This window comes from Phormidium tenue FACHB-1050 (genome assembly GCF_014696925.1).
In the GTDB taxonomy this organism is placed as follows: domain Bacteria; phylum Cyanobacteriota; class Cyanobacteriia; order Pseudanabaenales; family Pseudanabaenaceae; genus Pseudanabaena.
The window spans coordinates 1-24,517 of sequence record NZ_JACJQY010000056.1 but is presented as its reverse complement, the minus strand read 5'-3'; the positions used below and the strand labels follow the sequence as shown (position 1 = coordinate 24,517).

Sequence of the window (24,517 nt, the reverse complement as noted above, 5' to 3'; positions counted from 1 at the left end):
GGCGGCGCGAAGCGCCGCCATTCTCTTCTTGGGTTTACACATGGCGACAGCTATAATTGTGCCTAGTTAATCACAACGCAAAGTACTGGGTGATTGAAAATTCAGTTAAGATCGTTACAGTAAATCTTGGTAGTCTGATTTAAAGGGATCTATGCAGTCTAAAGCCGTACAACCTATTGCGCCTATTGCTAAAGATGAATACAACGATAATCTCATCGATCGCTTATTCATTGGGCTGTTTTCTCGCAAGATGGCTCAAGCTTTGGGGAAGGGAACCAAAATCGACGGCTATGACGGCTTTGTTGATTTGTCGAAACAAATTATGCAAGGACGTAATGCTCAAGAGCAGCAGGTGCTTGTAGCGCAAGTATTGCAGTCTTTAGTTCCAGCACCCGCACTATGGGTAATTCGCACATTTTTTTCTCCGACAAGACTGGTATGTGTTCTTAATGCATGGTTTGCGGCGCAATTATTTGAGTGGCTAGTGGGTCCTTGTGAAGTTACTGAAGCTGAGATCAAGCTTGCTGATGGAACAGTGCGATCGCAACCTTCGGGTGTACATATTAAAAAATGCCGTTATCTGGTGGATAGTGGCTGTGTTGGTATGTGTGTCAACATGTGTAAAGTCCCAACTCAAACATTTTTTACTGAGAAGTTTGGTATTCCCCTCACCATGACCCCCAATTTTGAAGATTTAAGTTGCGAGATGATTTTTGGACAAATTCCTCTTGCTCCCGAAAATGACCCCGATTACAATCAACCCTGTTTAAAGCACCAATGCCCAACCGCAAGCTTTTCTAACGAGGCATGTCCTAAGCTAAATTAGCTTCGCTCATTCAGCAGCGCCATTTTGTGAATTTGCATAAGATATTTTTTGAAAGTGTTGCTTCGCAACACTTTCAAAAAATATCTTGGTTTAGGTTTGAGCGCAAAGCGCTGTAAAAACTTTGCTTCACAGTACTTTTATGACAAGCAAAAAATAAATTTTGTTTTTTGCTTGTCAAGATTGCACACTGTGTTATCATTAGATTCGCGAGTTAAGGGCTTGTAGCTCAGTGGACTAGAGCACGTGGCTACGGACCACGGTGTCGGGGGTTCGAATCCCTCCTGGCCCGTCCTAAATAATAAAAAAAGCAGCGCTTAGCGCTGCTTTTTTTATTGAGGGTTTTGCTTAGTTGTAGTAAATTTGTCAGCGATCGCCTGATCGACATCCTCAGGACTCACAATCCAATAACTAAAACGAAATTCATTAGGCTCACTGGGTCTACCTTTAAGACTCGTCGATTGGATTTGTTCAGGCTTTAAGGTCATGCTAAAGGTGGCGATCGCCATCATCTCGTCAAAACTGAGATTAGAGTCCACATGTTTTTGCATGACGTTAATTAATTCAGGAAGATGGAGTACAACCGTAGGACTAGCAATTTTTGCCTTGATTGCTTTCAACACAATTTGCTGTCTCTTAATCCGTCCAATATCTCCGTCTTCATCATGGCGAAATCGAGAAAATCCTTCAGCTTGTTCGCCATTTAAAGTCTGTACACCCGCATAAAGATCGATATTTAGCTTTTGAGTATTGTCAACATACTTCATTCGCTTCGGCACATTTACCTCAATGCCGCCAAGGGCATCAACTAAGGCTGATAGTCCTTGGGTGTCAAGGCGGACATAGCGATCAATTTCAACACCGTTAAGCTTTTCTGAGACGACCTCTTGAGCGAGTGCTGCACCGCCGTATACATTTGCTGCATTAATTTTGGTCACGCCATAGTCTGGAATTGGCACTTGGGTATCGCGAGGGATTGACAGCATATGCACGGAACGATCAATCGGATCGAGACGAATCAGAAGCATACTATCGCTACGACCATTAAAGGATTCAGGAGAACCGAGAGGAGCATCAAGTACCCGATCAACTCCCATGACCAAAATCTGATAAGGTCTTTCTAACTTGCGACCTAACCCCTCCATCAAAACTTCTTCAGGTTTACGTCCCGTTAATAAGCCACCCCAGTCCAAAGCGTTAATTGGGATAATCCGACCTAAAAAAGCACCAACGCCTACTGAGACTAGTAGAGATAAAGTAAAACCAATTTTCGCAAAGGGGATGCGTCTAACTTTAGTAATGGTAGTTTGAGCCACATCGATTTGCGTTGTTTCTAGTGAATTTATAGGCAAATCAGCGCGATTGGTGGTATCGGCTGACCGAACTTTGGATGCAGTTATCGGTCTATTGCTCACACACCACTCCATAACTTCTATAATGCTCAACAAACAACATATACCGCAAGTCAACAACTCTATGCAAGCTGTAATTATTGCTGGTGGAAAAGGAACACGCCTCAGACCCTTGACCTATGGCTGTCCTAAGCCAATGCTACCTCTAGTGGATCGCCCATTTTTAGAATGGATGATTAATCGTTGTCGTGAAGCTAGTGTGTGCGACATTTTGCTAAACGTGCAGTATCAAGCGCGACAAGTAATCGATTATTTTGGTGATGGCGATCGCTTTGGTGTCAAAATTCGGTACGTCGAAGAGTCCACACCTCTTGACACCGCAGGCGCAATTAAGCTTGCAGAGCCATATTTCACAGGTGAGTCATTAATTGTATTCAATGCCGATATCCTTACCAATTTAGACTTGACAGCGCTCATAAAGTTTCATAAGTCAACTGAAGCTGATGCAACTTTGACTTTGACAAGAGTTCCTGATATTACGCCTTTTGGCTTAGTAGAAATTAATGAGCAAAGTCAAGTCCAAGCTTTTCGAGAGAAACCGAATGCTGAACAAGCGGTAGAATTTCTGGCTCAAGGTATTGATACGATTAATGCGGGAACCTATGTTTTAGAACCCAAGATTTTTGACATCTATCCAACGGGTGAACCTCTAAGCTTTGAACGGAAAGTTTTCCCCAACGTTTTAGAGCGTGGTTTGAAGATGATGGGATTTGTCTGGGATGGCTATTGGATGGATATGGGAACACCTGAGAAGTATTTTCAAGCCCAGACTGATGTGTTGGAAGAAAAAGTCCCGTTTGATTTCGGCGATCGCGTTGAGATGCAAAGCAAGGGAGTTTGGATTGCGAAAACTGCTAAGGTTGCGGAGGGAGCAGTTTTGAATGCACCTTGTTATGTAGGAGCAGATGCTTCTATTGGCAAAGATGCTCACATTCCATCGCAAACTTTAATTGGAGCGAATTCTCTGGTTAATAGAGTGATCGCTTCAGGTATGTATGCCGCAGGTTCAATGTTAGTTTAGACAAAGTTAGTTTAGACAAAAAAGCCTCGCTAGGCGAGGCTTTGAAATCAAATTTGTAAATCAAACCCAGTAAGGGTTTTAAAAACACAAAATGGCATAGCCATTTTGTGTTTTGGTATTAGTCGTTCCGTTTGAATGAATCTAGCCATTCACGCAACTGTTGAGAAGCAATATCTTTACCACCGAGTCCAAAGGCGACTGCGATCGCTACGGCAATTGCTCCAGTCAATAAGCCAAACGCTAGATCAACGATGTTACTAGCGATACCCATTTGCTTGAGAGCCATCGCTGTAATTAGTGCAATAATGGAAATCCTTGCCGCATGACCGAGGATTCTTGCCTGTCTGCCACCAGTACTGGTAATCAAGTTAAAGGCAAGGTTCGCAAGGTACAAGCCGATCGCGAAAATCACTACACCGCTTAGAACTTGTCCAGACACTGACAATACCCCAAAAACAATGCTGGTCAGCGCATTGATCTGCAAAACATCGGTAGCTGTAGCGATCGCCACTAGCATAATTGCTAGAAATACGATGATACCGACAATTTGTGAGGGCGTTTGTTGTGGAAGCGATGTTGGTGCAGAGGCATTTTCAGGATCTTCAACAGATGCATAGCTCTGAGGAGTTGCCGCGATCGCGGGAAATCCCAACCATTGCAAAATATTGTTAAAGCCTAAGCCTGTGAGAATTCCAGAAATGATGTCTCTTGCAAATTGACCAAAGAAATAGGCAACCGTGAGAATTGCACTAGCTACAAAAACCTGAGGTAAGAAGCGCAATACTTGATCAAGCATTGCTGTTGCTGGACGAGAGATTGCGCCAACTTCTAATGCTTCTAAAGTAGATATGGCTGTAGGAATCAGAATCAATACATAAATGAAGTTCCCAACTACTTGAGATAGGGTGTATTCACTTTGATTAGGAGTCCAACGTTGAAGAAAACGATCTGCTCCACTAGTAGCTAAGAGATTGGTGACAATTCTCTTCACAGCTTGAGCAATCAACCAACCAATACCACCAATCATCACAGCTTTGAGGATTTTTGGTAGAGCGCTCAAGACCTGATTGACAAGATTTTGAACAGGCTGAAGTGCTTGAACTAAGCCAAGAGTATCTAGAATTAATGGCAGAAAGAGTAACAAAATAAACCAATACAAAGCTGAGGATAGAGTCTCGCTGAGGGGCATTACCTGTGTGGTGGTATCCCCAACACTCTCATTCACCTTCGTATCAATTTGAGCCGTTCGCAAAAAGCGTCCGACAATGGCTTTGCTGATGGTTGCTAAGATCCATGCAATACCTGCAAGAATCGCTGCACCACCGAGCTTAGGTAAAAATGACGCAACTTGCGCTAGTAAACTATTTAAGGGAGTAGCAACTGCATCTAATCGGAGAAATTGGAAAAATCCTACCAAAGTAAATAGGAGGATAATCCAAAAAACTGTAGTGCCAGCCCATTTCTCAATCGGCAAACTACTGCTACGGGAACCAGTTAACCAATTCGCCAGCTTGTTATCAATATCTGTACGTTTCAGTAAACCTTCGGTCATGGAAGAGAAAAATATGGCTACTACCCAGCCACCAACTAAAATAGCGATCGCAAAAACAAGCTGAAATACAATTCCATCAGGTTTAAGTAAATTGTCTAATGAAAAATTCGTTGTCGTCGAGGTTTGAGCCAAGACGAAAGACGTGAAATCACGCATACTGCACCTCAATGTAATGAACTAGGCAAGGTAACGCCTTATCGTATATTAAATGCAGTTATAAATATGAAATAGCCAGCAATAGTTAAGATTTGCCATATATTTACTATAAAAAAGTTTACTAAAACCCACGAAAAAAGATGCGGCGCAAAGCGATGCATCTTTTTTCATGAGTCATGAATTTACTTTTTCTTCTTTTTACCTTTAATTGTCGTCAATATCTCGGACTGAGCAATTTCCGCATCAAGAATGGTTTGCCCCGTCGCTGCAAGAAATACATCGTCAAGGCTAGGGCGGGACTGGGACAGACTGAATACTTCAATATCAACTGCTGCCAGAATGTTTTGAATTTCGCTAATAGCATTAGCGTCAGGAGTGACAAATAAATTTACAGCATTACCTTGAGCCGAATTAATTGTGATGCTCTGTACGATTGGTAATTGCTGCAAAATCTTTTTAGCATGTTCGGCTTCACGACGCTCCGCAAACTCGCGAATTCTTACGGTAATGCGATCTCCACCAACCTTAGTCTTTAAATCATTAGTTGTGCCTTCAGCAATGATTTTGCCCTTATCAATAATTGCCACGCGATCGGCAAGCGCATCAATTTCTTCAAGGTAGTGACTACTAATCAATACTGTCACACCTGATGCGCGGAGCTTGCGTAAAAACTCCCAAATCGCGATCCGACTCTGGATATCTAAACCCACCGTCGGCTCATCCAGAATTAGTACCGATGGTTGATGGAGTAAACCCGCAGCCAAGTCTAACCGCTTTTTTAGTCCACCTGAATATGTCCCTGAGAGCTTATCAGCGTAAGGCTCTAGTTGCAGTAAGTCTAATACGCTATCAATGCGATCGCTGATTTGCTTTGGCGGAATGTGATACAGGGCTGCTTGAAAACGCAATAATTCTCGTCCTGTCAGTACTTTATCAAGAGCAACCTCTTGAGCAACGTAGCCTAGACTATTGCGGATTGCTCTTGCATCTGTTGCCCCAGCTACCTCAATTAACCCTGAATCAGGAGTAGTCAACGTACAAAGGCAACGCATAGTTGTAGTTTTTCCTGCCCCATTTGGTCCTAACAGCCCATATATCTGTCCCTGCGTAACATTTAGAGAAATTCCATCTACGGCAACAGTCTCGCCATAAGTTTTCTTAAGATTTTCAATTCGTACTGCCGATTGCATGGATGTATCTAAGTATTACGTTCTGTTAATCATTTATTTTAACCGTGTCTTTCTTAAAACTGCAATAAAATCTCCATTCCTTTAGCAATTCTCATTATGAAACCGATTTGGGTGCTTCCAACGTCATAGTTGCTGGAAACACCCAAATTGGTTTTTGGAAGTCTACCGTTGCCTAACTTTCAAAAAACGATTTTTATATTGAGAATTGCTGCCATTCCTTCGTAATCCTTATGCAGACAAAATCTAAGTAACTATAGCAACCCTAAATCATTTTTAAGAAAGGCAAGGGGCTTAAGCTCCTTTTTATGGACTTTAGTCTCGATTCATTTAGGCTGTACTGTAGGCGATTTAATTACGCCTACAGTACAGCCTATCGATGCTTTGAGTAGTACAGAGAAATTTTTGGGAGCGTCGCGGAGCAACACTTCCAAAAATTTCTCTGGGGTTTCATTAAGCGCAAAGCGCTGTATGTCGAAATATATTATTAAGTTAACTTTGATTTCATTCTGAATGTTCAGGTAAATAGAACTCTATTGTTAAATGTTAAGGGGACTTCGAGAGATCAATTTCAAGATTGCATAAGACGAATAAGTATATTTACTAAAGTTTATTTGAGGGGTAAAAGAAGATTATGCTAACAATGAATCGCACTTTGGATGAAAAACTTGCGGATATTGATCACGTTTATCTAACCGACAGTGATTTAGTCAATTTAGAACGTTTTGCTAATAGTTTTTCAGTGCGTGTCAAGACCTATAACCTCTTGCGTGATCGCGCCGATGAAATCACGATCAAAGCTCTCAAGCTCTTGGCTCAGCAATATCCTGAACTAGTTCAAAAACAGTTGCAACGATGCAAATATGACATGTCTAACGTAATGCGTTATACATCGCTATCAATATTGCGTGATGATGAACTGTTCTTTCGGGAAGCCCTGATGGATTGGTTAGCAAATATCATCAATTCCTATCAAATTGCTAAAGAATGCTCTACTGCTTATCGTCTCATGCAATCGGTAGTTGACGAGATGCTACCTGCTGAATGTGCCTCTTTGGTAAAGCCTTATTCAGATATGGCTATAGCAGCATTGCTCAATTCTTAACTAGGCAAGTTACCTACCAAAAAAATTAACGACCCAAGCTATAGAGATTTACCTCCGAGACTCTAGGTAATTGATAGCCTGTTTAACCAATGTTCAGAAGTTTTTGTAAAGAGTTTTTGGAGAAGATGTCATGGATACCCATACCCCCATCACCATCGATCGCAAGTCCACAGAAATAGATCGTCAAACCGCTCTTCGTCAAATTTATGCTCAAGTGTTAGAGCGACAGCCCTATGAATATGAACGCAAAGAGATTGCCAAACTTGAGAAGGATTTTCTTAAAGGTAAGTTAGGAGTAAAGCATTTCATTGGCGAGCTAGCCATGTCATCTGTTTATCTCAACAGTTTTTATCGGGACTGTTCTAACCTCAAGTTTGTGGAATGGAGCTTTAAGCATTTACTTGGTAGAGCAATCCAAGGACATGAGGAGATTGCCAAGTATATGGATTTGCTGATGATGAAAGGTGTATCCGCATTTTTCCATGAGATTCTAGGGTCTGAAGAATATCGCAAAGCATTTGGCTGCTTCACGATTCCCTATGCCCGTGATGTCAAATTCTATGATTCACCGCGTAACTATCTGCAAACGGATCTCCTTCAGCATGAGCATGTGGGTCAACGGGGCAAGGTCATTCCCACCATCTATTGGCAACAATTAGGCATGGATTGCGAAACGGGTACTTGTGTCATCCCTGAAGAAATGATGCATGATCCAGAAGCAATTAGTCATTCTGTGCACTCTGCAACAGATCGCCAAAAAGCCCTTGCTCAAATCTATGCTCAAGTGCTAGAGCGTCAACCCTACGAGTTTGAGCGAAAAGAGATTGCTCATCTAGAGAAAGATTTTCTCGCGGGCAAAATTGATGTGCGGCATTTCTTGGGAGAGCTAGTGGTATCTGAACTTTATCTCGATAGTTTTTATCGTGATAGCTCTAATTTGAAGTTTATGGAATTGAGCTTTAAGCATTTGCTTGGTAGGACAGCCCATGATAAAGAAGAGATTAGTGGGTATACCGATGTATTAACCAAGCATGGTGTCAATGCATTCTTCCATAAAATCTTTGATTCTGAAGAATATCGCAAAGCCTTTGGTTGTCATACTATTCCCTATGCTCGTGATGTGAAGTTTCATGATTCACCTCGTAATTACTTGCAGAGTGATTTGATCCAACATGAGCATATTGGGCAGCATGGAAAAGCTGTGCCAACGCTCTATTGGCAAGAGTTGGGCATGGATTGCGAGACAGGTACTTGTGTGATGCCTGATTCTAAGGCTGATCAACATCATGCATACCAATCTGTTGCTGAAAAAACTAAAGTTAAAGAGCCAGTTTCTAAAGCACTCAATGAAGAAATTGAAGAGCTTCTCCAAATGTTGCAAAACAGTGATGCCAGACAAGTTTTGCAAAGTATGAATGAAAATCAGCGATCGCTACTCCGCAATCTCGCTAAATAACCAAATAAAAAAGGCGAGCTTGGCTCGCCTTTTTTATAGCTATAGTTTACTAACAAGAATTTTATTGGCAAGGCGGCTAACTTGAATAGTTACGGCAAGAGTTGCCACCAAGCCTAAAACTTTAATACCCCATCGAACAATTTGAGTTTGGGGATTGCTAATTATGTTGGATGGTTGCATTTCCAACATAGCAATATCTCCAATCAGAGAACCAAGGTAAACATACATAATTGTGGCAGGAACCATCCCAATTGAGCCGAGGATATAATCCTTTAAAGCTACACGAGTAACCCCAAACACATAGTTCAGAATATTGAATGGAAAAATTGGGGATAGCCTTGTCAATAGAACAATTTTGAACCCATCGATCACTACAGCTTCATCGATCGCTCGAAAGGTCACATTTTTGCTAATCTTTTCACTTACCCAGTTGCGTGCAAAATATCTACCAATCAAAAAAGCAAAAGTAGCACCTAGAGTTGCCGCAACAAATACATAGATCGAACCCCAGACCAAGCCGTATATTGCGCCACCGCCCAACGTCAGTAAGGACGCGGGAATAAATAAAACAGTCGCAATGTTGTAAATAGCAATAAAAGCGATCGCGCCAATAGCTCCTAGCATCTTGACCCAAAGTAAAGTACTTTGAACCAGAGTACTAATCTTAGTGTGAATACTCAGATGCTGAAAAAACACTAGCAATAAAAGTGACGAAGCTATAAGAGATATAACTTTCAGCCAAAATTTTGGAGTGTTAAACTGCGATCGCTTCATAAAGACTGTGGTTAGTTTTAGGAAACAGAAAATGAAAAAAGTAGTAGCCCTACTACTTAGGCTCAACCTCCAACCATTTATCAATCAATCCTTTTGGAGGTATAACTTCAATTCTTTTTTGCTTGATATCGACAAATGGAGCGATCGCTTCGACAAAAGGAATCAATTCAATTTCATTGTTTTCAAGATTGCGAACCTCTAGCAAATCATTTCCTGCGGCGATGATGCTAATCACTTCACCCAGTAATTTCCCTGTGGGTTGATGGTAAACATTACAACCCACCAAATCCGCAATCATATACTCATTATGCTCTAAATAAGGGCGATCGCTAGTGGGAATAAACATTAGATAATTACGCAGAGATTCTGCGCGATCGCAATCGTTAACCCCTTCGAGACGCACTACAAATAGATTCTTTTTGCCAGCAATTTCTCGACCTGAGAGCATCATGATTTCTTGTGGTTCATCTTTCTCCGAAGCCGCAATCCAGCGCTTACCAGCATTCTCAAAACGTTCTGGAAAATCTGAATAGGACAATATTCTCACCTCACCTTTTAGCCCTTGCGGTGAGACAATTTTGCCAATCATTAACCAATCTTCAGTCATATATTTTATCCTTGATTTTCAAATTCTTGCGAATCAAGAATTTGAAAGCCTATAACATTCTTTCTATTTGTTCTAACGCATCTAATGCGGCGGCTCGTTCTGCTTCCTTTTTACTAGAAAAATTTCGCATACTCTGACCATATAGGCGATCGCCAACATATACTTTAGACGCAAATTCGGGCGTGTGATCAGTTCCACCCACTTTTTCGGTAACATATCTGGGCAAAATGTGACCAATATAGGACTGTACCCATTCCTGTAAGCGATTTTTAGCGTCGAGATCGGCACGAGTATTCACTAACTCTGGCGGTACTGAATCAAACAAAGCCTCCACCGCAGGACGCACTGCCTCCACATCACAATTACGATCCAGATACAAAGCCCCGATCATTGCTTCAAATACACAACTTAAGAGATTGTCACTTTTATTGCCACCATCGCGTAACGCTCCTTTGCCTAATAGGATTTGAGTATCTAAATCTAAGGCGATCGCAAAATTTGCTAACTGCTTCTCATCGACTAAAGCCGCACGACGACGGGTAAGCTCATCTTCACCAAGATCCGCATGTTGACGATAAAGATAAGAACCGCTTAAAAAATTTAAGATGGCATCACCCAGAAATTCTAAGCGCTCATTATCCGCACCTACGCTAGGATTTTCGTGAACATAGGAGCGATGAGTCAGCGCCATTCGCAATAATTTTTCATTCTTAAAAACAAACAGGTCTTGCATTATTACTAATCTAAAATTATCCAGTCAATACTTTGATATGGCGTTTATCAGTCTGGTGAAGTACGGATTTGTGGCGGGGAAACAAACCTTTGTACCTCTTTGGGAATTAAAAACCAAACCCAGTAAGGGTTTTCAAAGTACAAAATGGCGTAGCCATTTTGTACTTTGGTATCAATTATGATCGGCAACTTCTGTAGGAGATATTGCCATCGGGCAATATCGTCTGACATATCTTTGCCTCATTCATCCATCCCACATCTAACACCGCATGTTTTAGATTAGCTCCCCCAAAGTTTACACCGCGTAAATCTGCCCCAGTCAAATCCGCCCCAGTCAAGTCCGCATTTGTTAAATCAGCATTCCACAGATTCGCTCCATTAAAGCAAGCACCACTCAAAATTGTGCCGCGCAAAATTGCTTTACTTAAGTTACTGCCAATAAAATTGACACTACTCAAATTTAAGCCACTTAAATTTGCTAAACGGAGATTAATCTCACTAAAATCTACACGATCAAGATCCGCCTCCCGTAAATCTACTTCACTTAAATTTGCTCCCTTTAAATTTGCTCCATGTAAGCTAGACTCACTGAGATCCGCTTCACTGAGATCCGCATTTTGCAAGTTAGAGCGACTCAGATTTGCTCGAAACAAAAAGGCATGATGCAGATTTACATGACTCAAATCTGTATTAGAAAGATTTGCTTCGAGAAGGTATGCCTTTTGTAAATTTGCACCTTTAAAATTTATCCCATGTAAATTTGTACAATTCAGAATTGCTAGCCGAAAGTTGGTATTACTAAAGCTCACATTTGTAAATTGCACCCCACTTAATCCTGCATAACTAAAGTTAGCACGAGTGATATTAGCATTGCTAAGATTGGAGTCTAGTAAAGATGCACCGCATAAATCGGCATCAGATAAATTTGCACCTGATAGATCGGCATTACAGAGAGTTGCCTCCCATAGATTTGCAAAAACTAGATTTGAGTTGCGTAAAATCGCATTACTGAGATCAACTTTACTTAAATCTAAACCTTTCAAATCCCATCCCTCAAAGTTTCTTTCTCCTTGGGAATAACGTTCTATCAAATTGCGTTTCTTAGCAATATGATTCAACATAAATATAATATGTTTGTATCAAAAAGAATAAATGCGATTCTCTCTTGCATAAGCCTATTTAAAAATCAATAATCACCTAATTTTTTAGAGAAAATATTGATTCATGAATCAATATTTTCTCTAAAAAATTAGAGTTGTTTAAGCGTACGGTTCTATAAAATTGATTATGAAATTGATATTGATAATTGCATATTACTTTGCTTTCGCCTTTTGTTGTTGCTTTTCTTGACGTTTTTCAGCTTGTTTTGCTTTTTCTTTTTCTTTTTTTACAGCATCTTTCGCCGCTTTCGCTGCCATTTCGGCTTTATATTTAGACTCCCTTGTTTCCTCTTCTCTTTTTTCTTGGTAGTAGGCATAGTCACCTGCATACATACAGAGATCGCCATCACGAATTTCGACAATTTTATTAGCCACTTGCGAGATGAAATAGCGGTCATGAGAGATCACGGCGACTGTCCCTTCGTATTCACGCAAAGCTGCCTCTAACATCTCCTTAGCTGGAATATCAAGGTGATTAGTCGGCTCATCAAGGATCAAAAAGTTTACAGGAGTAAGCAGCATTTTGGCGAGGGCAAGCCTTGCTTTTTCGCCACCACTAAGATCACGGACTTGTTTAAATACAGTGTCACCACTAAACAAGAATTTACCAAGCACACCACGTACTTCTTCGTGGGTCATCTTGGGGAAATCATCGTGGATTGTATGAAACACATCCTTATGTAAGTCCAGAGCTTCGGCTTGGTTTTGTTCAAAATAACCAACTAGAACATTATGCCCGAGGACAATTTCGCCTTCGTTATAGGTTTCTTTGCCAACTACCATTTTTAGTAGTGTGGATTTACCCGCACCATTAGGTCCTAGAAAAGCAACGCGATCGCCTCTTTCGATTTCCAGATTTGCACCTAAAAATAGAATCTGATCGCCATAGGCATGGGTGAGATCCTTAATCTCCACACTGACACGCCCACTACGAGAGGCAGGCGGGAAATGAAATTTTAAAGTTCTGACATCACTTTCGGGAGCTTCGATGCGCTCGATTTTATCTAGTTGCTTTTCGCGGCTCTTGGCTTGGGTACTGCGTGTGGCACTTGCTCTGAAGCGATCGACGAATACCTGTTGTTTCTCAATATATTTTTGTTGACGTTCAAAGGCGGCTCCCTGTGCAGCTTTAGCTTCGGCTTTTTGAGCTAGATAAGATGAGTAATTGCCCAAATAAGTCATCGATACGCCGCGCTCAGTTTCCACAATCGAGGTACAGAGGCGATCTAGAAATTCGCGGTCATGGGAAACAATTACCATTGGGGTACTTAGCGATCGCAGATATTTCTCTAGCCATTCAATTGTTTCCAAATCTAAATGGTTAGTCGGTTCATCCAATAGCAACAAGTCGGGCGATTGCAACAAAATCTTGCCCAAGCCCATTCGCATCTGCCAACCGCCGCTATACTCGCTGACAAAGCGATCGCCATCGTCTGCTTTAAATCCTAATTCTGGCAATAGCTTGTCGATGCGGCTTTCTAGTTCATAGCCATTGTGATCTTCAAACTGTCGCTGGAGTCGATCCATCTTTTTGAGAATCGGCTCATAGTCTTCACCATCCTTTAAATTTTCCAAGTGATGATGGACAACAGCTAACTCTTTTTGGATTTCCCGTACTTCCTGAAATGCTTGCCACATCTCTTGTTTGACTGTGCGTGTCTCTTCAATGTCAAATTCTTGACTGAGATAGGCTATTTTGAGGCTAGAAGGACGCACAATTTGTCCTGCGGTCGGTTCGATTTCCCCTGCAATAATCTTTAGCTGTGTTGATTTCCCTGCGCCATTTACGCCGACTAAACCAATGCGATCGCCTGTTTTGACTTCCCAGTTAACGTCTTTGAGGACTTCACCAGTAGGATAAATTTTTTGGATGTGTTCGAGACGAAGCATAGATTTAGGGGAGCAACAAAACTTAACTTTTTATTAAGATTAACATTTTTTTGTAACAAATGCATCAGTCTACCCAAAACCTAGAAAGAAGAAAAGGCGACTAAACGCCTTTTTATAGCAATCCTAAATGGTTTGTGGAAGGACACCCCGATGCGGTGTCCTTCCACAAACCGCTATAGTAATGTCAGTTTTGCTTAGGACATAAAACCCAAAAGATGAGTGGCGGCGCGAAGCGCCGCCACTCATCTTCAGCTATCTCTTACATTGCTATAGATATCTAGTCATAATTAATTACAAACCCAGACCCGAAAAGTTGCGCCCCTTGGGGCGCAACTTTTCGGGTCTGGGTTTAAGTGGGAAGCGTTGTAAAAGGTTATAACTATGACAATTAGTTACTAAGCCCTAATGTAAAAATTAAGAGTTAAATTTTAATTGTATTGGAATCTATGCCTACACTTCTAGTCAAAAATATCCATACTTTAGTCACTATGGATCGCGATCGCCGAGAACTCCATAATGCAGCGATATTTGTGAGAGATAATGTGATTGAGCAGGTAGGACTCACCACCGAATTACCTCAAAATGCCGATGAAGTGTTGGACTTACATGGAAAACATATTGTCTTACCAGGGCTAGTTAATACCCATCATCATTTCTATCAAGTTCTTACTAAAGTTATTCCCGCCGCTCAAAATTGCACTCTTTTTAATTGGTTGCAAACTCTCTACCCAATTTGGGGGAATCTCACGTCTGAAAGCATTTATATCAGCGCTCAGATGGCAGCCGCAGAATTGATTCTATCTGGTTGCACGACTGCTAGCGATCATCTCTATATCTATCCTAATGATTGCAAATTGGATGATGAAATAGCAGGTATACAGGAAATTGGAATGCGATTTCATGCTAGTCGAGGCAGTATGAGCGTTGGTGAGAGTCAAGGTGGACTTCCACCCGATGCTTTAGTTGAGAAGGAAGCTGACATTCTCAAAGACTCGCAAAGATTAATTGAGCAGTATCACGATCCTTCGCGATTTGCCATGTTACGCATGACTCTCGCACCCTGTTCCCCATTTTCTGTATCCCCAGAATTGATGATAGAGTCAGCAAAAATGGCGAGATCCTATACTAGTGTGAGATTGCATACCCATCTTGCTGAAAACAAGTCTGATGTAGACTACAGCCTCGCAAAATTTGGCAAAATCCCAGGCGACTATGCAGAGTCAGTTGGCTGGTTGGGAGATGATGTGTGGCATGCCCATTGTGTGAAATTGAGTGATGATTCGATCGCAAAATTTGGACGCACGGGTACGGGTGTGGCGCATTGTCCTTGCAGTAATACGCGCCTAGGCAGTGGCATCGCCCCGATCAGAAAAATGCTAAATCATAATGTGCCAGTGGGGCTAGGTGTAGATGGTTCGGCTTCTAATGACACAGGCAACCTGTTACAAGAAGCGCGAACTGCCTTTTTGCTCGCAAGGGTCAATGAGTGTGATCCCACTTCGATGAGTGCTAGAGAGATCTTGGAAGTCGCTACCCTTGGCGGTGCAAAGGTGTTGGGTCGGGATGATATTGGAGCGATCGCCCCAAATATGGCGGCGGATTTTATTGCCATTGATATTGAGCGATCGCAGTTTGCAGGCGCACATCACGATCTGGTAGCCGCCTTAATATTTTGTCCTGTACCATCGGTTGATTACAGCTTTATCAATGGTCGGAAGGTCGTTGATCGCGGTCAATTAACAACCCTTGATTTACCAATGCTGATCGAGCGTACTAACAAAATTGCTTATCAACTTGTAAACAAGTAATAAAAAAGCAATAAAAAAGGGCGCAAAGCGTCCTTTTTTATTGCTTTGAGAGATGCCAAAAATTAATTTTGAAAATTACTTATAAAAAAGTTGACTAAATGCGATCGCTATCTGTTATATTTAATGAGGTCAAAAAAACAGACTAAATAAAAGGGCGCTTAGCTCAGTTGGTAGAGCGTCTCGTTTACACCGAGAATGTCGGGGGTTCGAGTCCCTCAGCGCCCATTAAAATAAAATCCCCATTGCTTTCGTAGTATTATTTTTGTAACACAAAAAAATATTTTCACAACTAAAATATTTCCATTATCACTAGTGGGAATATTTTAGTCGTGAAAATATTTCCGCAACATTTCTTTACATAACTTTAATAAAATAAAATTGAGCTTAAATTATAGGTATATAATTACTTGAAAAACTTTTCGAGGCATTACGAAACTATAAAAGGTTATTAGAAAGTTATATAAAGTAATATTTTGCCAGTAAATCAGGTAAAATCTGATCGTAGCTTAAGAGCCAGAATTTATATGTTGTTTAAGTCATACAAAAATATTCTGCCAGCTTCGGTTGCCTTCATGGGGGGAATAATGTTTGTTGTCGGTCAACCAGAATTTGCTTTCGCAAATTATCAAGCAGGATATACACCATCTGATCGCCCTAAACCACAACGCACTCAAGGAGGTGGCTCCCGCCTACTCTTGAAAGTTGTGCCTACACCTTCTCATGCACAACCATTGCAAGACGTGGTTTTGTAGTCTGCATTTGCTTTCAATCTAATTAAACATTTGTTGGCTTCTAAATTTCAATAGCTACAGCTATCGGAGCATTAGTAGTCAAACATCAGGAAAAGCTAATATTAATAGCCTTAACTTACCTATGTACATTAGTTCATTTGAAGGATATAAAGAAACAGCCATAATGCTTAATTTCAAAAAAGAAGGACACGTTTTACGTGTCCTTCTTTTTTGATCTCACAGGGCAAAGATAGTTTTATTGCAAAACAAAAAAGAATCGCGCCCTTTTACATTTTTACAATCCTTGTTGAGTTTGTTTTTTAGTTTACAAAAGTTTTAGCTCACCTTTGTAAATTGGTATTATGGGACTTACGACAAAGAGCTTGCATACATCAAAACATTAATTTGGTAGGATCAGTGCGACTTGATTTCAGTATTAAAGCTTAGCGAATCTGATCTTACTTTAACTTGTAGCCTCTTCAGGAATTACGACAAAAAGTTAGGTTTAAGCAAGCAAGTGCAACTAAACTTCGTTAGATGATCGCTATTAAAACTTTAAAGTCAAATTGGGAAAAACTACCACTTAGATTTCAACAGTGGGGCGGATTTTTCCTGTCGAGTGGAAGTATCTACCTGTTAGTGTTTGGACTGCGTTGGTTAGGTTGGCTACAACCGACTGAATGGGCTGCGTTTGACCTATACATCCAAACGCGACCTAAGGAGCCAGTAGATGAAAGAATTATTATCGTTGGTGTCCAAGAATCAGATATTCGCTATCTAGGCAATTGGCCTGCCTCTGACCGCATCCTCGCCCGAATTTTGAGTAAAATCCGTGATCAACAGCCCAAAGTGATTGGCTTAGATTTGTATCGGGATATTCCTGTGGGAGAAGGTTATGCGGAATTAGAACAGATATTTAAAACCACTCCTAATTTGATAGGCATTGAAAAAAGTATTGGCGATCGCTTTAGTACAGTTATTGATCCGCCCCCCACTTTAAAAGCATTAGGTCAAGTATCAGCGAATGATGTAATTGTTGATCCTGATGGTAGATTGCGCCGTGCTTTCCTTTATCCGATGCCTGAGGGTAATGAGGGTTTACCAAGTTTAGGGCTAGCGATCGCCCTCAAATACTTAAAAGATAGAGGCATACAACCGAAATCTTCACAATCTGGACATTTACAGCTAGGCAAGACAATTTTCCATCCTTTAGAAAGTACTGATGGTGGATATATTCGGATTGATGCAGGTGGGTATCAAGTTCTGATGAACTATCATGGCTCCTCTCAAAAGTTTCGCCATATTTCCCTAGAAGATATTCTGGAAAATCGAATAGATCCTCAGATGATGCGCGATCGCATTGTCTTAATTGGTCCTCAAGCTGCAAGCCTTAATGATGTTTTTTATACCCCCTATAGCAGTAATTTTATTACCTCACCTGCTCAAATGTCGGGAGTAGAATTTCAAGCAAATATTGTCAAATTGATTTTGGGAGCAGCCCTCGACGATCGTCCTCTGTTTAGAGTTTGGTCAGATATTTGGGAAGAGATCTGGATCGCTGGTTGGGCGATTATTGGGGCAGCAATTATTTGGATATTTTCGACCAAACGCTTAATTTTTTTAACTGGCACTGTAATTTTGTGCGTCGGGTTTCTTATTGGGGGAAGCTATGGATTATTTTTGTCAGGTTTATGGATACCTATTGCACCTGCTCTATTGACTTATCTTGGCTCCATGTTAGTGATGCAGAGTTACATGTATGTTTCTCGCCTACGCGAACTAAATTCTGCTCTTTCTGACTCCATCGAATTGCTTGCCCATGATGCCTCCCATGATGCATTAACGGGGTTACCCAATCGCAATCTATTTATGGATCGGGTAGAACATGCCATCAAGTATAGTAAACGTCATTCCAGCTATCTATTTGCGATCTTTTTTATTGACTTAGATCGTTTCAAAATGATTAACGATAGTCTCGGGCATAATGTTGGCGATCTATTTTTGCAGGCGATCGCTGAGATTTTGCAAGGTTGCTTACGTTCTATTGATACAGTGGCTCGCCTTGGGGGAGATGAATTTACAATTCTGGTAGATGACATTCAAGATGTGGGCGAAGCCCTCATGGTAGCCGAACGCATTCTCAACAAGTTCCTTTCTCCTGTAATCATCAAAGGTGAAGCCGTTTTCCCAAGTGCGAGCATTGGCATTGTGATCAGTACGCCTGATTATGATAATTGTGTCGATTTGCTGAGGGATGCTGATATTGCCATGTATCGCGCTAAATCCTCAGGGAAAGGACGTTATATCCTCTTTGATCAGGAGATGTATGAACAGACCCTGAGATTAACGCAGTTGGAGAGTGAACTCCATTATGCCCTTGAGCATCAAGAATTTGAGCTTTATTATCAGCCCATAGTTTCCTTAGAAACGGATAAGTTGTCAGGATTTGAAGCACTCATTCGCTGGAAGAATCCCAAACGTGGTTTCATTTCTCCTATTGAGTTTATTCCCCTTGCCGAAGATACAGGATTGATTGTGGCAGTCGGTGACTGGGTTTTAAAAGAAGCATGTCATCAACTCAAAACTTGGCTGCATAAATTTCCTGAAGCGGCTAATTTAAAGATGAGTATTAATTTAGCTAGTCATCAAATTCGTGAGCCAGATGTTTTAGAGAAACTTGATGTCATTCTGGCGGAGACTGGCATTGATGGCAATTCTATTCGTCTAGAAATTACCGAAAGCACATTGATGGATCAAGGCGAACAAACAATTAATAAATTAGCTCAATTAAGGGCGAGAAATATTCAATTGAGTATTGATGATTTTGGGCAAGGATATTCTTCCCTTAGCTATTTACATCGGTTCCCAATTAACATTCTTAAAATAGATCGAGCCTTTGTGAATCAAATGACGGAAGGCGGTGAGAATATTGAAATCGTACGGACGATTACGATGTTGGCGCATACTTTGAATATGAGTGTTGTTGCTGAAGGCGTAGAGACGCAACAGCAGGTGGAAATTTTAAAAAAATTAGGTTGTGAGTTTGGTCAAGGATATTTATTCTCACGTCCTCTAACGGCTCAAGCAGCCGAACAGGTGATCGCCAATAGTGTTGAGGCGATCGCTCTTTATCCTACAACAGAGGAATTAAGTCACAGTAGTGGCAATTCATGAATTCCCGCTAAGTAGCTGGGCGCAATTAAATATAAAACCGCAAAACCTGTAGCGCACGCGCAGCGTGCGCCACAGGTTTTGCGGTTTTATCAAGAAATGGCGTAGCCATTTCTTGATTTGGTATTAGGGGCATTTTTAGCTGGTTTGTTTATAGCCTAACTTCAAGAAAATATTTTCTAGAGTCTCTTGAGTCCTATGGAAATTGGAAATCGGAATACCTCCTTCAATCAAAGATTTGAGTAATGCAGCGCAGTCTTCAATGCTGCCTACAAACTGCACACGGACACTAGGAACTCCTGATAAAACTTCTACTTCCTGTACTAGCTGCGATCGCTTCAAAGCGGTTTGTAAATCATCAAGATTACCTAACGTCGAGATGAGTAATTGCTGCTGATCTTGATTACTGCGCTCATAAAGTTCTTGCAGACGTGAACTTTCAACTAAACGACCTAACTCCATAATCCCAATTGATGTACAGATTTCCGCAAGATCGCTCAAGATATGAGATGAAATTAGAATCGTCATCCCTTGTTTTTGCAAAGACTTGATAATATTGCGAACCTGTACTCGCGCTAAGGGATCAAGTCCCGATACAGGCTCATCAAGTAGTAGCAAAGTTGGATTATGAATGATGCTGCGTGCAAGGCTGAGCCGTTGTTTCATCCCTCGTGAGAGTGTGGCAATTAGTTCATTCTTTTTCTGTTCTAACTCAACTAGCTCGATCACTTCGTGCAATCTCTGCGATCGCTGGGCATCTCGCAAAAAGTACAAACGCGCAAAGTAATCGAGGTAATCCCAAACGGTTAGATCGTCGTAAAGGGGAAAATCATCGGGCAAATACCCTAATTGTCGCTTCAGTTCAGGATTATTTTGACCACGCAAAAAACGCGCCCCGTTAATATAAATTTCGCCTGCGGTGGGTTCTTCGGCTGCGGCAAGCATCCGAATTAATGTGGTCTTACCTGCGCCATTTGGTCCAATCAGTCCATAGACTTCACCGCGATCAATCTGCAAATCGATATGATTGACTGCAACGTGATTATCAAACTGTTTTGTCAATCGGTGAGTGCGAACCGTCGGTACTGCTGTCATGAGATTGATCTAAAAGTTACAGCTATGTTAACCTTCACCTTACAAATTGTGAAGATATTGCCTACACAAGTTTAAGTATGAACCTACAAAACTATAGCAACCAAAATTTACAGGATCAATCATTTGTGGGGCTTGATCTGACTGAAGCCGATTTTAGTGGTTCAGATTTGCGGGGATGTGATTTTACAAAGGCGATTTTAGTTGGGACAAATTTTGAGCGTATTGTCACAGGGCAGACTCAAAAACAAATCAATACTTCCATTCTCACAGTAATTATGGGCGCGATCGCTATGATTGCCTTTAGTCTTGTGATCGTTGGGATCGACAGCATTCTATTTGGCTGGTTCGGAGCTAACTACAGAAAAATAAGTGGCTTTCTTGTCAGTATTATTCCTTTTGTTTTACTGATGTTACGATCTTTTATTTTTGAAAAATTCCCTAAAATTACTAACTTTTTTGGTGATGCAAGCCTTGGTATTTTATTAGCAATGATGACTGGACTAACGCTAGGGTTTACTTTCATCAGCTTTACAGGGGCGTTCTTTTTTTTAATACCAATGATTATTTCGGCGATCATCACTTTTTATCTCTACAAGTGGTTGATCGAATCAATTCAGAATAGAACTGGAACTTCTTTCAAAAAAGCTAATTTAACCGATGCCAATTTTAGTCAAGCCTTGATCGAGCATACAGATTTTTCCTTTGCTTTGTTGACAGGCATCTTTACTGATGGATGGTTGCTTGATGGGCATACTCTATTTACAAATTCTCAATGTGACTATTTATATTGGAAACCACAGCGAGAAAGATATCCAAATGATGGTAATTTTCAAACGGATGAACTAGAAAAGTTTTTGAAAAAATTCCAAAAGAACGAAAGATAGTGCTTAGCAACACCAACTTTAGTTTTGTTAAGTTTTGAATCCTTTACAAGCTATGATAGTAAATGGTCAAAATTACAATTTTCACTTTTTTATCTAAAGTTTCGCCAATAACATCATGATGCGTAGCAACTATTGCGGTCACCTCAATGCCGAACATATCGGACAAACAGTTAGCTTGTGCGGTTGGATCGATCGCAGACGGGATCATGGTGGTGTGATCTTTTTAGATTTGCGCGATCGCACAGGAATCTTGCAAATCGTCAGCGATCCCCAGCGTACTCCTGCCTCCTATGAACTCGCAGGTGAAATGCGAAATGAGTATGTGGTCAGGATCATTGGTAAAGTTTCTAAGCGTCCTGACGAATCACTCAATCCGAAACTAGCCACAGGTGAAGTTGAAATATATGCTGAATCCATTGAATTATTGAATGCTGTCAGCAAACCACTGCCGTTCCTAATTTCGGAAGCTGACACGATTAAAGAAGAATTGCGCCTGAAATATCGCTATCTCGATATGCGTGGCGATCGCCTAGCCAATAATCTCAAACTCCGCTTTGAAGTTGTCAAATCAATTCGCCGCTTCCTTGAAGATGAATATGGCTTTATGGAAGTGGAAACGCCGATTCTTTGTCGTTCCACTCCTGAAGGAGCGCGGGATTACCTCGTTCCCAGTCGTGTGAATGCTGGTCAATGGTACGCTTTGCCGCAATCGCCACAGCTATTTAAGCAATTGCTAATGGTGGGCGGATGCGATCGCTATTATCAAATTGCTCGATGTTTCCGTGATGAAGACCTTCGGGCTGATCGTCAACCTGAATTCACACAATTGGATATGGAAATGAGTTTCATGTCCCAAGAAGAAATCATTGAGCTAAATGAGAATCTAATTCGCTATATTTTCAAAACCGTTAAAGGTGTAGAACTTGGCGATTTCCCTCGTCTCACCTATGCCGACTCTATGGATCGCTATGGTTGCGATCGCCCTGATACTCGCTTTGGCATGGAATTAGTCAATGTCACTGATTTGTTTGCTAATTCGGGCTTTAAAGTATTTGCCAATACCGTTGCCAATGGCGGCATTATCAAAGTCCTGCCCGTCATCGGTGGCGACGAAGCAATTTCCAATACGCGCATCAAACCAGGTGGAGATTTATCCAATCTCGTTGCCCAATATGGCGCAAAGGGCTTAGCCTTTATCCGTGTACGTGAAGGTGGCGTAATCGATACCATCGGCGCACTCAAAGATAGCCTCACTGAAGAAGTTAAAAAGGAATTGCTAGAACGCACAGGCGCAACCGCAGGCACGATCCTATTATTTGGTGCTGGAGAAAAGGCGATCGTCAATGAATCGCTCTATCGTCTACGTTTAGCCCTCGGTCATGAGTTGGAACTGATTGATCATAACAAGCTCAACTTCGTCTGGATCACTGACTTCCCGATGTTTGAATGGAATGCTGATGAGAAAAGATTGGAAGCTCTGCACCATCCCTTCACCTCGCCACGTCCTGAAGACATTGCCGATGGTCAACCCATTGATGTGAATACGATCGCCCAAGCCTATGACCTTGTGCTAAATGGCACAGAGATCGGTGGCGGTAGTATCCGCATTCACAAGCGCGAAGTTCAAGAGAAAGTATTTGCAGCGATCGGGCTAAGCGATGAGCAGGCAAAGGAGAAGTTTGGATTCCTAATGGAAGCCTTTGAATATGGGACTCCTCCTCATGGTGGTCTAGCCTTTGGACTGGATCGCTTAGTAATGTTGATTGCTGGTGCAGACTCAATTCGTGATGTGATTGCCTTCCCGAAAACACAGCAAGCACGCGATCTGTTGACTGATGCTCCATCAGGTGTGGATGACTCACAATTGAAAGAGTTACATGTTAAGTTGTCACTACCTCCTGCTAAGAACTAACAGAAAAGGTGAGCATTGCTCACCTTTTCTATTTTAGGTGTTCGCTATCTTGAGATATTAGCGATCGCATAAATCCATCACCACGAATTGGCAAGGCGATCGCCTCCAAAAAACAAAGGTTGTAAATTTATCTCTACTGATGCTGATATCAGCCGTGAATTAAGCTAATGTAGATACAATATAGATACATTGACGGTTGTTTTTATGACTTCTGCGATCGCGAAGTGGGGTAATAGTCTAGCTGTACGCATTCCTCAAGCTATAGCTGAGCAGGTGCAAATTCAAGCTGGAAGCGAAATCAGTATTGAGATTATTGATGGCAAGATTGTTTTGACACCGCATCGACGTAAAAAATATACTCTAGATGAATTACTTGATGAGATGACCTCCGAGCATCTCCATGCAGAAATTTCTACGGGTGTGACCGTTGGGAATGAAGTATGGTGAAGCTATACATTCCTGATCGTGGTGATATCGTCTGGCTAGATTTCGATCCACAGTCTGGGCATGAACAATCTGGACATCGCCCTGCTTTTGTGATTTCACCGATCGCCTATAATCAAAGGTCAAATTTGGCGCTGCTTTGCCCGATCACTTCTAAAACTAAGGGATGGAAGTTTGAGGTTCTACTCACGGATACCAAGACTAAGGGAGTGATTCTTGCTGATCAGATTAAGAGTTTAGATTGGCAAGCGAGAAAGATCGATTTTATTGAGAAGGCTTCTGTAAGTATTATTGATGAAGTTATCGGCAAAATTGAAGCGTTATTAACCTAGAACTTATGATTTTTAAGTATTGAGACTATAGCATTTATTAAGATGTGAGATATTGTTCCTATATTAATCAACAGGCTATACTTGAACATAAAGTTTTTCTTTGTTAAAGTATTCCTCATCAATATTGGTGATTATTCAGACTAAAATAACTAAGCAAAATTTACGTAAAGAATCAGGTAAGAAATTGACAAAAGAGTCAAAGTGGTTAAAGTAAAGGGATGAAAGAACCACCACAATATGAACGAGAAGCACTAGAAAACATGCC

20 protein-coding genes and 2 tRNA genes are annotated in these 24,517 nt (G+C 41.2%); 13 read left to right on the top strand and 9 right to left on the bottom strand.

Features of this window, described 5'->3' with window-relative positions; all coding sequences use genetic code 11:
• Nucleotides 1-151: 151 nt before the first annotated feature.
• Together H6G05_RS22390 and H6G05_RS22385 are read left to right on the top strand one after the other, a co-directional pair.
• Nucleotides 152-826: a DUF4033 domain-containing protein gene (locus H6G05_RS22390; RefSeq protein WP_190581730.1), complete on the top strand. Its 675-nt coding sequence runs from the start codon at nt 152-154 to the stop codon at nt 824-826.
• Nucleotides 827-1,041: 215 nt separating this feature from the next.
• Nucleotides 1,042-1,115: transfer RNA gene (locus H6G05_RS22385), tRNA-Arg, on the top strand.
• Between the two features lie 40 nt (nt 1,116-1,155).
• On the opposite strand, the gene H6G05_RS22380 is transcribed toward H6G05_RS22385, so the two are convergent.
• Nucleotides 1,156-2,238, bottom strand: a complete 1,083-nt coding sequence (locus H6G05_RS22380; protein WP_322096420.1) for an LCP family protein — start codon at nt 2,236-2,238, stop codon at nt 1,156-1,158.
• A 22-nt stretch (nt 2,239-2,260) separates the two neighbouring features.
• On the opposite strand from H6G05_RS22380, the gene H6G05_RS22375 reads away from it, so the two are divergent.
• Nucleotides 2,261-3,256, top strand: a complete 996-nt coding sequence (locus H6G05_RS22375; protein WP_242025749.1) for a sugar phosphate nucleotidyltransferase — start codon at nt 2,261-2,263, stop codon at nt 3,254-3,256.
• Between the two features lie 118 nt (nt 3,257-3,374).
• Here H6G05_RS22375 and H6G05_RS22370 read toward each other — a convergent pair whose 3' ends face one another.
• Both H6G05_RS22370 and H6G05_RS22365 read right to left on the bottom strand, forming a co-directional pair.
• Complete coding sequence (locus tag H6G05_RS22370) at nt 3,375-4,964, bottom strand: mechanosensitive ion channel (protein WP_190581728.1); 1,590 nt, start codon at nt 4,962-4,964, stop codon at nt 3,375-3,377.
• A 182-nt stretch (nt 4,965-5,146) separates the two neighbouring features.
• Nucleotides 5,147-6,154, bottom strand: a complete 1,008-nt coding sequence (locus H6G05_RS22365) for an ABC transporter ATP-binding protein (RefSeq protein WP_190581726.1) — start codon at nt 6,152-6,154, stop codon at nt 5,147-5,149.
• Nucleotides 6,155-6,785: 631 nt separating this feature from the next.
• Here H6G05_RS22365 and H6G05_RS22360 point away from each other — a divergent pair.
• Nucleotides 6,786-7,256: a globin family protein gene (locus H6G05_RS22360; protein WP_190581717.1), complete on the top strand. Its 471-nt coding sequence runs from the start codon at nt 6,786-6,788 to the stop codon at nt 7,254-7,256.
• A gap of 130 nt (nt 7,257-7,386) precedes the next feature.
• Nucleotides 7,387-8,712 (top strand): phycobilisome rod-core linker polypeptide, encoded by a 1,326-nt coding sequence (locus tag H6G05_RS25140; protein ID WP_199310733.1) that lies wholly within the window; start codon nt 7,387-7,389, stop codon nt 8,710-8,712.
• A 39-nt stretch (nt 8,713-8,751) separates the two neighbouring features.
• On the opposite strand, the gene H6G05_RS22345 is transcribed toward H6G05_RS25140, so the two are convergent.
• From H6G05_RS22345 to H6G05_RS22325, 5 genes are all read right to left on the bottom strand, one after another.
• Entirely contained in the window at nt 8,752-9,336 is a 585-nt protein-coding gene (locus H6G05_RS22345) for a TVP38/TMEM64 family protein (protein ID WP_199310731.1), read from the bottom strand.
• Between the two features lie 202 nt (nt 9,337-9,538).
• On the bottom strand, nt 9,539-10,093 hold the full coding sequence (gene rimM / locus H6G05_RS22340; RefSeq protein WP_190581713.1) for a ribosome maturation factor RimM: 555 nt from the start codon (nt 10,091-10,093) through the stop codon (nt 9,539-9,541).
• Nucleotides 10,094-10,142: 49 nt separating this feature from the next.
• Nucleotides 10,143-10,826, bottom strand: coding sequence for a ribonuclease III (gene rnc, locus H6G05_RS22335; protein WP_190581711.1), 684 nt, complete (start codon nt 10,824-10,826; stop codon nt 10,143-10,145).
• A gap of 175 nt (nt 10,827-11,001) precedes the next feature.
• Complete coding sequence (locus H6G05_RS22330; RefSeq protein WP_190581709.1) at nt 11,002-11,946, bottom strand: pentapeptide repeat-containing protein; 945 nt, start codon at nt 11,944-11,946, stop codon at nt 11,002-11,004.
• 192 nt (nt 11,947-12,138) lie between these two features.
• Nucleotides 12,139-13,875, bottom strand: coding sequence for an ABC-F family ATP-binding cassette domain-containing protein (locus H6G05_RS22325; RefSeq protein WP_190581707.1), 1,737 nt, complete (start codon nt 13,873-13,875; stop codon nt 12,139-12,141).
• Between the two features lie 446 nt (nt 13,876-14,321).
• Between H6G05_RS22325 and H6G05_RS22320 the strand changes: the two genes are divergently transcribed.
• The 4 genes from H6G05_RS22320 to H6G05_RS22305 all read left to right on the top strand — a co-directional run bounded on the left by H6G05_RS22320 (nt 14,322) and on the right by H6G05_RS22305 (nt 19,588).
• Nucleotides 14,322-15,683: an 8-oxoguanine deaminase gene (locus tag H6G05_RS22320; RefSeq protein ID WP_190581705.1), complete on the top strand. Its 1,362-nt coding sequence runs from the start codon at nt 14,322-14,324 to the stop codon at nt 15,681-15,683.
• Nucleotides 15,684-15,835: 152 nt separating this feature from the next.
• Nucleotides 15,836-15,908 (top strand) — tRNA-Val (locus tag H6G05_RS22315).
• A 299-nt stretch (nt 15,909-16,207) separates the two neighbouring features.
• Nucleotides 16,208-16,435, top strand: a complete 228-nt coding sequence (locus H6G05_RS22310) for a hypothetical protein (RefSeq protein ID WP_190581703.1) — start codon at nt 16,208-16,210, stop codon at nt 16,433-16,435.
• Nucleotides 16,436-16,951: 516 nt separating this feature from the next.
• The gene (locus tag H6G05_RS22305; RefSeq protein WP_190581700.1) at nt 16,952-19,588 is read left to right on the top strand and encodes an EAL domain-containing protein; all 2,637 of its coding nucleotides are present in this window, start codon (nt 16,952-16,954) and stop codon (nt 19,586-19,588) included.
• A 135-nt stretch (nt 19,589-19,723) separates the two neighbouring features.
• On the opposite strand, the gene H6G05_RS22300 is transcribed toward H6G05_RS22305, so the two are convergent.
• Nucleotides 19,724-20,680 (bottom strand): ABC transporter ATP-binding protein, encoded by a 957-nt coding sequence (locus H6G05_RS22300; protein WP_190581698.1) that lies wholly within the window; start codon nt 20,678-20,680, stop codon nt 19,724-19,726.
• A 77-nt stretch (nt 20,681-20,757) separates the two neighbouring features.
• Between H6G05_RS22300 and H6G05_RS22295 the strand changes: the two genes are divergently transcribed.
• The 4 genes from H6G05_RS22295 (at nt 20,758) to mazF (ending at nt 24,252) form a co-directional block, all read left to right on the top strand.
• Nucleotides 20,758-21,564 (top strand): pentapeptide repeat-containing protein, encoded by an 807-nt coding sequence (locus H6G05_RS22295; protein WP_190581696.1) that lies wholly within the window; start codon nt 20,758-20,760, stop codon nt 21,562-21,564.
• A 118-nt stretch (nt 21,565-21,682) separates the two neighbouring features.
• Nucleotides 21,683-23,476, top strand: a complete 1,794-nt coding sequence (aspS, locus tag H6G05_RS22290; protein ID WP_190581746.1) for an aspartate--tRNA ligase — start codon at nt 21,683-21,685, stop codon at nt 23,474-23,476.
• 204 nt (nt 23,477-23,680) lie between these two features.
• On the top strand, nt 23,681-23,923 hold the full coding sequence (locus H6G05_RS22285) for an AbrB/MazE/SpoVT family DNA-binding domain-containing protein (protein ID WP_190581695.1): 243 nt from the start codon (nt 23,681-23,683) through the stop codon (nt 23,921-23,923).
• Nucleotides 23,917-24,252 (top strand): endoribonuclease MazF, encoded by a 336-nt coding sequence (mazF, locus tag H6G05_RS22280; protein WP_190581693.1) that lies wholly within the window; start codon nt 23,917-23,919, stop codon nt 24,250-24,252. The genes H6G05_RS22285 and mazF overlap by 7 nt, the downstream gene beginning before the upstream one ends.
• The last annotated feature ends 265 nt before the right edge of the window (nt 24,253-24,517 follow it).